Consider the following 10,700-nt stretch of genomic DNA (forward strand, 5'->3'; position numbering starts at 1 on the left):
CGCAAACTTACAGCCCGGCATTGTCACGAATATATTTACGGGCTTTTACTGCATATTCGAATGGGTTAGCGATGGCCGGATCCTGCTCCGCTTCGACGACCATCCATCCTTTGTAGCCGTAATCATCGAGGATTTTGAATACCGGTTTGAAATCGATCACGCCATCGCCTGGTACGGTGAAGGTGCCTTTCTTCACTCCGTCGAGGAACGACAGCGAGTTTGCGCGCACCTCTGCCACCACGCTGTCACGCACATCCTTCAGATGCACGTGGAAAATACGCGGCAGATGCTGGGTCAGCACATCCAGCATCACCTGCTGTGATCCTTCGGAGTAGTAAATGTGGCCGGTGTCGTACAGCAGACCGACGTTATCGTTGGTCATTGTCATAAAACGGTCGATCTCGGCTGGCGTCTGAATGCCGGTGCCCATGTGATGATGCAGCGTCACGCGCATCCCTTTCTGCGCTGCGATCGCCGCCAGTTCGTTGTAACCCTCTGCCGTCAGGCGCCACTCTTCGTCAGTGAAAACCGGCTTCTGCTCCAGCACCGGCAGCGACGTGCCCTGAATGCTTTTGCTCTGTTCCGAGCAGCCAATCACGCGCGCGCCCATGGCGTGCAGGAAATTCATGTGGTTGATGAACTGATCGATGGTTTTCGCTTTGTCACCGTTGGCAAAAAAGGTACTAAACCAGGCGTTACAAATCTGCATACCGCGGATATCCAGCATCGGCTTCAGCACTGCCGGATCGCGCGGATACTTGCTGCCCACTTCGCTGCCGGTGAAACCCGCCAGCGCCATCTCGCTGACCGTTTGCTGGAAAGTATTTTCGCTGCCGAGTTCCGGCATGTCGTCGTTGGTCCAGCCAATCGGCGCAATCGCCAGTTTGACGTTCTCTTGGTTCATTTTCAGCTCCCTGATACAGAGAGGCAGCGGTAATCCGCTGCCGTGGATAGATTTAGCGCACGCGCCTGATTATTTCTGGTAAAACGCCGGACGTGGCGGCATGGCAACGGGCTCAATCGCGCCGCTGGTTTGCGCCTTCAGGCAGGCATCGGCAGCCACCGAGGCGGCAAAGCCATCCCAGGCAGAGGGCCCGCTCAGCTGGCCTGCTTTCACATCATTGATAAACGCCTGCAGCTCAACGTCGTAGGCGTCGATAAAGCGATCTTTCCAGTCGGTCAGCAGCGCGTTGCCAAGGCGGGCATCTTTGCGCATCTGAATGGCCGACGGCTCCGGCAGTCTGGCGATGCCCTCTTCGCCCACCACTTCACACTGAATGTCATAGCCGTACGCGCAGTTCACAAAGATCTCCACATCGATGCGGATGCCCTTCTGCGTTTCAAACAGTACGATTTGCGGATCTTTCAGCTTCGCGTGTGACTTTGAGGTCGTGCGCGGGAACACCACCTGCACGCTTTTGTAATCGTCCTCGGTCAGCCAGCGCAGGACATCCAGCTCGTGTATCAGGGTGTTGGTAATAGCCATGTCGGTGGTGTAATTCTCGCCGACGCTCTGATTACGGTGCGCGCAGTGCAGCATCAGCGGCTCGCCGATGTCACCGTCGGTGATCACCTTTTTCAGCGCGCGATAGCCGGCATCATACGGGCGCATAAAGCCTACCTGCACCAGACGTTTGCCGTGCGCGATCTCGGCGTCGACAATGCGACGGCAGCCCTCCGCGCTCAGCGCCAGCGGCTTCTCGCAGAACACCGGTTTCCCGGCGGCAATCGCGGCCAGCGTGAACTCTTCATGCGTCGGGTCCCACGAGGTCACCAGCACGGCATCCACTTCCGGCGAGTTAATTACCTGATGACCATCCTGATACACTTCGGCCTGGATATTCAGCCGCTGCAGCGCCGCGCGCGCACCTTCCACATTGATGTCTGAAACCGCCACCACTTTTGCGCCCTGCAGCACGTTGTTACAGCGACGAATATGTTCCTGACCAATTGCGCCGGTACCGATTACACCGAGTTTGAGCGTCATAATTACACCTGTAGAGTCGGATAAGTAGGGTAAAACGGGCCGGGCAGCGCCGGCCTGAAAAGGGTTAGTACTTACGCGCCTGTTGAATATGCTGATTGAGCTTGTCGGCCACCTGCTGCGTCCGCTCTGAGGTGGAAGCCTGCGCCACGCCGACGTGCCACCAGCTGAAGTATTTGTGCACCATGGTTTTTGGCAGCACTTTGATGTCAATCAGGGTCGAAACCGTCTGCTGCTGCGCATCTTCCAGCGCCGCTTTCAGCTGCTCCAGCGTGGTGACACGGTAGGTTTTACAGCCGTAGCCGGCGGCTATCGCCGCGAAATCAACCGGCACGAAGCCGCCATCCAGCTTGCCGCCCTGCGGATTACGGAAGCGGAACTCGGTGTTGAAACTGTCCATGCCGTGTTCCATCTGCAGGTTGTTGATGCAGCCATTGGTCATGTTATCCAGCAGGATGACGTTGATTTTCGCCCCTTCCTGAATCGAGGTGACCAGCTCGGAGTGCAGCATCATGAACGAGCCGTCACCCACCATGGCGTAGACTTCGCGCTGCGGCTGTGCCAGCTTCACGCCCAGCGCGGCATTCACTTCGTAACCCATGCACGAGTAGCCGTACTCAACGTGATACGCGTTGTAATCTTTGGTGCGCCATACGCGCTGCAGGTCACCCGGCAGACTGCCGGCGGCGGCGACAATCACCGCATCCTTTGGCAGCTGTTCGTTTAAGGTGCCCAGCACGCTGCTCTGCGTCAGCACCGACTTTGTCAAACGCTCAAACTCGGCGAACAGCGCGGTGCGATCGATGTGGTCAGCGATTTCCGGAATAAAGTCGTCGGTGTTGAAAGTGGCGGCGTACACGCGCTGCGTCTCTTTCAGCAGCTTGCTCTGCGCCTGTTCAATCTGACCACCCCAGTGATTCTCAAAGCCGTTCAGTCCGGCTTCCAGCGCGGTTAACCCTTCGCGTGCATCCGCCAGCAGCTGCACGCCATCCAGCTTGTAGCTGTCGAAGTTGTTGACGTTAATGTTGAGGTAGCTGATTTCCGGATGCTGGAAAATCCATTTTGAAGCCGTGGTGAAATCGGTATAGCGCGTACCAATACCGATCACCAGATCGGCCTCTTTAGCCAGCAGGTTCGCCGCCAGACAGCCGGTTTCACCCACGCCGCCCACGTTCAGCGGATGGTCGGAAACGATGGTGCCTTTGCCGGCCTGCGTTTCGGCAAACGGAATATTGAAACGCTCGGCAAAGCTCAGCAGCGCCTGACCGGCATCGGAGTATTTCACGCCGCCACCCACTACAATCAGCGGCTTGTGCTTACGCGCAATCAATGCCAGCGCCGCGTCCAGCTGGGCCGCCGTCGGCAGACGCCGGTCGAGCAAATGCACACGTTTCTGGAAGAAGTATTCCGGGAAATCCCAGGCTTCGCCCTGCACATCCTGCGGCAGCGCCAGCGTTACCGCCCCGGTTTCCGCCGGATCGGTCAGCACGCGCAGCGCATTGATACAGGCGGTCATCAGCTGTTCCGGACGGCTCACGCGGTCCCAGTATTTACTCACTGCGCGGAAGGCATCGTTGGTGCTGATGCTGAGATCGTGACTCTGCTCGATCTGCTGCAGCACCGGGTCCGGCTGGCGCGTGGCGAACACATCGCCCGGCAGCAGCAGCAGTGGAATCCGGTTGGCTGTTGCCGTGGCTGCCGCGGTAATCATGTTGGCGGCACCCGGTCCGACGGAAGAGGTACAGGCAATGATTTGACGGCGCAGCGACTGCCGGGCAAAACCGATGGCAGCGTGCGCCATACCCTGCTCGTTACGGCCCTGATACACCTGTAAATCGCCGCTGTCCTGCTCCAGCGCCTGGCCGAGGCCGAGCACATTGCCGTGGCCGAAAATAGCAAAGATGCCGTGCACGAATTTGGTTTCAACGCCGTCAACGTTCAGGTACTGGTTATCCAGAAATTTCACCAGCGCCTGTGCGGTAGTCAGTCTGATAGTGCCCATATGCTTCTTCCTTTACATGTGGTACCCGCTCAGGGGGTACGACGCAGTTCGGGTCGGCGGTGAAAACGCGCCCGACGCTAAGTGAAACGTGTGGCGATTATAAACAAATGTTTTTTCCATTAAACCTGATTACAGAAGAAACATTTCATTTTGCGATGAAGATCAAATTCGGCGCTGAAACGCGGGCGATGACGGGACGGGATGACAGCAAAGTGAAACAGCCTGCTGTGCCTCAGCCATCATAACGAAATTTCATTTCACGTCAGCAGCTTCCTCTCATCCGTCATCATTTCCTGCGAGCTGGCTCACAAGCCAGAGCAACCGCGAGACGGGCAAGCCGTAAAGGGCGGGAAAGGTAGCGACACCAGAGTTTTACCTGGCTCACAAAATCGCGATGGATGTTTCATTTCATATTGTTTTTGGAATTTTTATTCCTCATACTACCCACATAGCCAGTCAGGCACCCTGAGACCCCGGAAGCATTGCGCTTGATAGTGGGCGGCAGCGCCCGCCGTGTCTGCTTATCACAGAAGGAAACCATCAGTATGAGTACACAACAGAAGCGGCTTGATGTGATTTGTATTGGACGCATCGCCGTCGATCTTTACGGCCAGCAAATTGGCTCGCGCCTGGAAGATATGACCAGCTTTAACAAATACCTCGGCGGCTCTTCCGGCAACGTAGCCTATGGCACCGCGATTCAGGGGCTGAAGTCGGCGATGCTGGCACGCGTCGGTGACGAACATAATGGCCGCTTCCTGCGTGAAGAGCTGCAGCGCGTGGGCTGCAATACTGACGGGCTGATCACCGATAAGCAGCGCCTGACCGGGCTGGTGATTCTCGGCATCAAAGACGAAGAGACCTTTCCGCTGATTTTCTATCGCGACAACTGTGCGGATATGGGGCTGGTTCCCGAGGACATTCGCGAAGAGTTCATTACCTCGTCCCGCGCCGTGGCGGTAACCGGCACCCACCTGTCGCATCCGGACACGCGGGCGGCGGTGCTGAAAGCGCTGGATATCGCCCGGCGCAACGGCCTGCGCACCGCGCTGGATATCGATTATCGCCCGGTGCTATGGGGTCTTACGTCACTGGGTGACGGTGAAACGCGTTTCATCGAATCCGGCCAGGTGACGCAGCAGCTGCAGGAAGTAGTGCACTATTTCGATCTGATCGTCGGAACGGAAGAAGAGTTCCATATCGCCGGTGGCAGTACCGATACGCTGACCGCGCTGAAAAATGTACGTAAGGCCAGCAGCGCCACGCTGGTCTGCAAACGCGGGCCGCTGGGTTGTGTGGTGTTTGAGGGCGAGATTCCCGATAGCTGGGAACAGACGCGCCTGCACAGCGGCGTGCGCGTTGAGGTGCTCAACGTGCTGGGCGCCGGCGATGCGTTTATGTCGGGCCTGCTGCGCGGCTGGCTCAACGATGAGAGCTGGGAGCAGGCGTGCCGCTACGCCAACGCCTGTGGCGCGCTGGTGGTATCCCGTCACGGCTGTGCGCCGGCGATGCCAACGAAAGAAGAGCTGGACGATTTCCTCAGCCGCGATAACGCGGTGAAACGCCCGGATCTGGACGCGCGCCTCAATCATCTGCATCGCGTTACAACGCGTAAGCAGCAGTGGCCGGAGCTGAATGTGTTCGCCTTTGACCACCGTAAACAGCTGGCCGATATGGCGCGCGAAGCGGGCGTCAGCGAGGAGCGCATTCCGCAGCTGAAGCTGCTGCTGCTGCAGGCGGCACAGGAGGCGGCTAACGAAGCCGGTCTCAATGAGAAGAGTGGCATCCTGGCGGATACCACGTACGGCCAGAAAGCGCTCAACGCCATCACCGGCAAGCACTGGTGGATTGGGCGGCCCATCGAGCTGCCGAGCTCACGACCACTGCGTCTTGAGCACGGCAATATTGGCTCTCAGCTAGTGGACTGGCCGGCCGAACACGTCGTCAAGTGCCTGGTGTTTTATCATCCCCATGACAGTGCTGAACTGCGTAAAGAGCAGGACGAGCTGGTTCTTGACGTGTGGCGCAGCTGTAACAAAAGCGGGCACGAGCTGCTGCTGGAAGTGATTCTGCCGGAGAGCAACCCGGACCGTAACGAGTCCTACTATTACGACATGCTGAGCCACTTCTATAGCCTGGGCGTGCAGCCGGACTGGTGGAAGTTACCACCGCTGACGGCGGAGAGCTGGCAGGCGATCGGCGAGCTGATTGAGCAGCAGGATCCGCACTGTCGCGGCATTCTGTTACTCGGCCTTGATGCGCCGGAAGAGAAGCTGAAAGCCGGCTTCGCCGCCGCCGCGCAGGCAACGTGGGTGAAAGGCTTTGCCGTGGGTCGCACCATTTTTGGCCAGCCGTCACGCCAGTGGCTGAACGGTGAGCTGGATGATAAGGCGCTGATTGAGACCGTGAAAGGCAATTATCTGCGCCTGATTGGCTACTGGCGCGCCGCGCGCGGCTGACGCATTTGAAGAGGAGGTACTGAGAAGCGGCCTGACGGGCCGCTTTTTAGTGAGTTGCGCGCGGATGCCCTCACCCCCGCCCTCTCCCACCGGGAGAGGGAGCCGTTCAGGCAGGTCGTTAAGCATTGTACCAGGCCTGTCAGACCGCTCCGGACTGTCCCCTCTCCCGCCTGCGGGAGAGGGTTAGGGTGAGGGAAAGCCTTCAACCCCCTGAGTTTTGTGAGGCAATTCATAAACCGATGAAATAGCCTTCACGATAGCGTCAAACAAATGAAATTTTCCATCCATCTGGTACTATAGCGCTCATTATCCAGCCATATTTCCTTTTCTGACGGGCCGAAGTAATGACCAATAACCCAACGCAATTAACCTTGTTACAGGACGATATCCGTCGTCGCTACGAGACGCTGAGTAAACGCCTGAAGCAGGTGGCTCGTTATATCCTTGATAACAGCAACAGCATCGCGTTTGATACCGTCGCTTCTATCGCCCAGCAGGCGGATGTTCCGCCCTCCACGCTGATCCGCTTCGCCAACGCGTTCGGCTTTAGCGGCTTCAACGAAATGAAACAGGTCTTTCGTCAGCACCTGATGGAAGAGACCGTGAACTATACCGAACGGGCGCGCCTGTTCCGCCAGACGGCCACCGACGACAGCGCCAGCTCACCGGAGAGCCCGGTGGAGATCCTCAACGTCTTTACCATGGTCAACAGCCAGGCGCTGCAGCAGCTGGCGATGCAGGTGAATCCCGACCAGCTGAACAAAGCGGTGAAGATGCTCAACGAGGCGGAGAACATCTACATCATCGGTTTGCGCCGCTCGTTCAGCGTGGCCTCGTATCTGGTGTATGCGCTGCGCCATCTGGAGCGTCGCGCTTTTCTGATTGATGGCCTGGGCGGCATGTTCACTGAACAGCTCAGCATGGTGAATCCGAAAGACGTGGTCATCGCTATCAGCTACTCGCCGTATGCGCGTGAAGCGGTGGAACTGGTGGAGCTGGGTGCTAAACGTGGCGCGCATCAGATCGCCATCACCGACAGCCAGGTCAGCCCGCTGGCAGCGTTCAGCGATGTCTGTTTTGTGGTGCGCGAAGCGCAGGTAGATGGCTTCCGCTCGCAGGTGGCCTCGCTGTGCCTGGCGCAAACCCTGGCGGTGTCACTGGCGTTGAATAACAGCAGCAGCGAATAAACCCCGGGTACCGAATGGAACAAAGGCAGCCATCTGGCTGCCTTTTTTTATCTGTGCGCATCAGTGAATGCGTGTGCCGTTTAACCTGGTGCACATTTCCGGCGACCGCGCGGAGACCCGATTAACGGCGCGGATACTGCTCGCTGTTCACCCAGGCGTGATCCTTCTCCCAGGTAAATTTCCACAGCCGTACCGGCCCGGCCATCACGTTCAGATAATAATTATCGTAACCGGCCAGCGTCGCCACCGGATGATACCCGCGCGGCACCGTTACCACATCGCGGTTATACGGGGCCATACACTCGTCGAGCGAACGGTCGTCGGTGTAGACGCGCTGCATGGCGAAACCGGGCTCGGGGTCGAAACGGTGATAATAGGTCTCTTCCAGATAGGTTTCGTCCGGGCTGTCCTTCTCATCGTGTTTGTGGCTGGGGTACGAACTGGTCGCGCCTTCGTCGGTATACACCTCGACCACCAGCAGGCTGTCGGCCGGTTGATTATCCGGCAGAATGTTATGCACCAGGCGCTGGTTGCGCCCTTTGCCACGGTGCTCCACGCCAACATCCTGCGGTGCAATCAGCCGCGCCGGCAGATTGCCACTGCCCGGCGCACTGCACACCGCCAGTTCCAGATCGCTGTCGGCAGTGACTTCAACCTCATCATGATGCGGCACGTAAACCGAGTAAGGCGGCGTGCGCTCAAACGGCGACAGGCGCTTACCGATGCCAGGGAATTCTGCGTCGCGGGTTTTCACCGACGCCAGACCGGCCACCAGCACCAGGCACAGCTCTCTCTCGCCGCTGCTTAACCGCAGCGTCTGGCCCTTTTTCAGCAGATAAGCGTCAAAGCCCACATATTCCCAGCCGGCGCTCTCGGGCGTCACGTGCTGGATACGCCCGTGGCTGTCCGGCTGCTGCACTTTTGAAATCAGTGACATCCTGTTTCTCCTGTTGCGCGACATTAACCCAGCGTTGGCATACTGAATTCAGAAACGGTCTGCTGACCGCTCGGCCAGCGCACGGTCGCCGTTTTCATGCGGGTGTAGAAACGCACCCCGTCCGGACCGTGCACGTTGAGCGCACCAAACACCGAACGCTTCCAGCCGCCAAAGCTGTGGAACGCCATCGGCACCGGCACCGGCACATTGACGCCCACCATGCCCGCTTCCACGTTGTGCACAAACTCACGGGCGGTGTGGCCGTTGCTGGTAAAGATGGCGCTGCCGTTACCAAATTCGTGGCTATTTACCAGCTGCAGCGCGCTGTCGAAGTCGCTGGCGCGCATGATGCTCAGCACCGGTCCGAAAATCTCTTCGCGCCAAATCACCATCTCCGGCGTGACGTTATCGAACAGCGTACCGCCAACGTAGTAGCCCTCTTCATGGCCCGCGACTTTCACGCCGCGTCCGTCAACCACCAGCGTCGCGCCTTCCTGCTCACCTTTGTCGATGTAGCCCAGCACTTTCTTCTGGTGCGCAGCGGATACCACCGGCCCCATTTCATTCTCTTCGGCACCCTGCTGCATGCCCGGCCCCACGCGCAGCGCTTTGATCAGCGGCGTCAGGCGCGAAATCAGTTTGTCGGCTGTATCGTCGCCAACCGCCACCACCACCGGCAGCGCCATGCAGCGTTCCCCGGCAGAACCGAAAGCACCGCCCATGATGGCGTTCACGGTGGCATCCAGATCGGCATCCGGCATCACGATGGCGTGGTTTTTCGCGGCGCCGAAGGCCTGCACGCGTTTGCCATGCGCGCTGGCGGTTTTGTAGATGTGCTCGGCCACGCCGGACGAGCCGACGAAGCTGACCGCCGCGATGCGCGGATCTTTATACAGCTGCTCGGCGTCTTCGTTTGAGGAGTGCACCACGTTGAACACGCCATCCGGCAGCCCCGCTTCTTTCAGCAGTTCAGCCATGCGTACCGAGGCAGAAGGATCGAGCGCCGGCGGCTTCAGCACAAAGGTATTACCGCACGCCAGCGCGATGGGGAACATCCACAGCGGCACCATCGCCGGGAAGTTGAACGGCGTAATGCCCGCGACCACACCCACCGGCTGCATCAGCGAATAGCTGTCAACGCCGGAACCGACGTTCGGTGAGTTTTCCCCTTTGATCAGGTGCGGAATGCCGCAGGCAAATTCGATCACTTCGATGCCGCGCGTCAGCTCACCCAGCGCATCGGACCAGACTTTACCGTGCTCAGAAACAATCAGCGCCGCCAGTTCATCGCGATGTTTTTCCATCAGCGCTTTGAAGTTGAACATGACGCGGGCACGACGCAGCGGCGCCGTTTTTGACCATTCCGGAAACGCCGCATGGGCGACCTCAATGGCCTGCGCCACTTCTGCCGCCGTGCTTTGCGTCAGTTCGCGGATCACTTTGCCGGTCGCCGGATCGTAGACCGGAATGGTTTCGTTGCTGGCGCTGTGCGTGATTTTGCCGCCGATAAAGTTTCCTACGATAGTCATGTCGTTGCCTCTTTGATGTGTAAGGTCCCTGCAGGCCGCGGGTCAGTCTGGGTCGCGCCCGATCAGGCAATACGGAAAGCGTGCTATGAAGCTATTACAGTGAAATAAATTTTTCAAATAGTTCTTTTTGGAAAATTTACTTTTAGCGGCCTGGATCGCATTTTTCCGCCACCGTTAGCGGACTGGTGCAAAGTGCGGGCCTGATGACAATGCCGATGCTGCCTGCGCCCGTAATCAGCAGCAGGGAGATTAGCAGGACGAGCAGTCAGCGAGAGGGTCAGCGCCGCAGCGTGGCTGGATGAAACGAAATATGAAATTTTTGCGAGGCAGATCCAATATCCGTTATTTCATAATTCAATTAAAACGAAATAAATGTTTTCTTTGCAGCATCTGCAGACAATGCGATGTGAAACGAACCCTTATCTGTGTCTTAGCGACACGCTTTTGTTAGTGTTGGCCTCGGTCGGAGGCCTTTTTTTCACCTGTTTCCCCCATCCGATGCGTGATTGCCGCAGCGGATTGCCCGGTGCGCATCAATGCGCACCCTACGGTGCTGGCGACGTCGATTACCCGGTGCGCATCAATGCGTGCTCTGTCATGCT

The 10,700-nt window shown here is 58.1% G+C and carries 7 protein-coding genes; 2 read left to right on the forward strand and 5 right to left on the reverse strand.

Features of this window, described 5'->3' with window-relative positions; genetic code table 11:
- Window positions 1–7: 7 nt before the first annotated feature.
- The 3 genes from iolE to iolD all read right to left on the reverse strand — a co-directional run bounded on the left by iolE (window position 8) and on the right by iolD (window position 3,986).
- Window positions 8–904 carry a myo-inosose-2 dehydratase gene (iolE, locus tag OXR61_RS20380; RefSeq protein ID WP_021507395.1) on the reverse strand — a complete coding sequence of 299 codons (897 nt, stop codon included), beginning with the start codon at window positions 902–904 and terminating at the stop codon, window positions 8–10.
- A gap of 69 nt (window positions 905–973) precedes the next feature.
- Window positions 974–1,987, reverse strand: coding sequence for a Gfo/Idh/MocA family oxidoreductase (locus tag OXR61_RS20385; protein ID WP_021507394.1), 1,014 nt, complete (start codon window positions 1,985–1,987; stop codon window positions 974–976).
- 64 nt (window positions 1,988–2,051) lie between these two features.
- Window positions 2,052–3,986 carry a 3D-(3,5/4)-trihydroxycyclohexane-1,2-dione acylhydrolase (decyclizing) gene (iolD, locus tag OXR61_RS20390; RefSeq protein ID WP_021507393.1) on the reverse strand — a complete coding sequence of 645 codons (1,935 nt, stop codon included), beginning with the start codon at window positions 3,984–3,986 and terminating at the stop codon, window positions 2,052–2,054.
- A gap of 545 nt (window positions 3,987–4,531) precedes the next feature.
- On the opposite strand from iolD, the gene iolC reads away from it, so the two are divergent.
- Together iolC and OXR61_RS20400 are read left to right on the forward strand one after the other, a co-directional pair.
- Window positions 4,532–6,445 (forward strand): 5-dehydro-2-deoxygluconokinase, encoded by a 1,914-nt coding sequence (gene iolC / locus OXR61_RS20395; protein WP_021507392.1) that lies wholly within the window; start codon window positions 4,532–4,534, stop codon window positions 6,443–6,445.
- A 344-nt stretch (window positions 6,446–6,789) separates the two neighbouring features.
- On the forward strand, window positions 6,790–7,632 hold the full coding sequence (locus tag OXR61_RS20400; RefSeq protein WP_031279682.1) for a MurR/RpiR family transcriptional regulator: 843 nt from the start codon (window positions 6,790–6,792) through the stop codon (window positions 7,630–7,632).
- 121 nt (window positions 7,633–7,753) lie between these two features.
- Here OXR61_RS20400 and iolB read toward each other — a convergent pair whose 3' ends face one another.
- Together iolB and OXR61_RS20410 are read right to left on the reverse strand one after the other, a co-directional pair.
- Window positions 7,754–8,569 carry a 5-deoxy-glucuronate isomerase gene (iolB, locus tag OXR61_RS20405; RefSeq protein WP_058759327.1) on the reverse strand — a complete coding sequence of 272 codons (816 nt, stop codon included), beginning with the start codon at window positions 8,567–8,569 and terminating at the stop codon, window positions 7,754–7,756.
- A gap of 23 nt (window positions 8,570–8,592) precedes the next feature.
- Complete coding sequence (locus tag OXR61_RS20410) at window positions 8,593–10,098, reverse strand: CoA-acylating methylmalonate-semialdehyde dehydrogenase (RefSeq protein ID WP_021507389.1); 1,506 nt, start codon at window positions 10,096–10,098, stop codon at window positions 8,593–8,595.
- Window positions 10,099–10,700: the final 602 nt, after the last annotated feature.

The sequence above is a fragment of the Pantoea sp. GM_Pan_4 genome (assembly GCF_026541005.1).
In the GTDB taxonomy this organism is placed as follows: domain Bacteria; phylum Pseudomonadota; class Gammaproteobacteria; order Enterobacterales; family Enterobacteriaceae; genus Pantoea; species Pantoea dispersa.